The following is a 515-nucleotide window of genomic DNA, read 5'->3' on the forward strand; positions in this document are numbered from 1 at the left end:
CCTTCCAGTGCTGTATGTTTCCCCGATTTCAACATCACATTCAGACCGTCATTTGTGGGTTCAATCAGATGTTTGTAAGCCTTGCCATCGAATGAAACGGAATCGATCTCGAATTTCTCCCTCACCAAATCATACAGGGTGAAGAACAACCAATATTCATACAATGTGGCGATATCCTTTTTGCCAGCCTTGTAGACATCGTCCCCTCCCTTCCAGACAAGCCTGGAAGCAAAATCAAACTGCAGCCAGCGATTCAGGATTTCCCTGTATCCGCTTCTTTTCTGCAGCACGGGGCTGGATACTGTTCCAAAAAGTGTGTCTGATTAGGTAAAAAAAGAACATAGTCTAAAAACTTTATTAGTTTTGTAATTATGAAGATAAAAACCTATAAAATTCAAAGACTATGTTACTATCAAAGGAACAACTTTCTTCTGTAATTATAGTACTCCCACTTAGTTGGACTATTTTTCCTTTTAGTTAAGATAGTTTTTCCTAATTTTTTAAGCTGCTTTTGT

At 38.3% G+C, this 515-nt stretch carries 1 protein-coding gene; it reads right to left on the reverse strand.

Annotated elements, in window-relative coordinates:
- Positions 1 to 290 (reverse strand): hypothetical protein (locus D7D25_RS17740; RefSeq protein ID WP_221408037.1); only part of this gene is annotated, 290 nt, incomplete at its 3' end.
- Between the last annotated feature and the right edge of the window lie 225 nt (positions 291 to 515).

It is taken from the genome of Proteiniphilum sp. X52 (genome assembly GCF_003712195.1).
Lineage (GTDB): Bacteria > Bacteroidota > Bacteroidia > Bacteroidales > Dysgonomonadaceae > Proteiniphilum.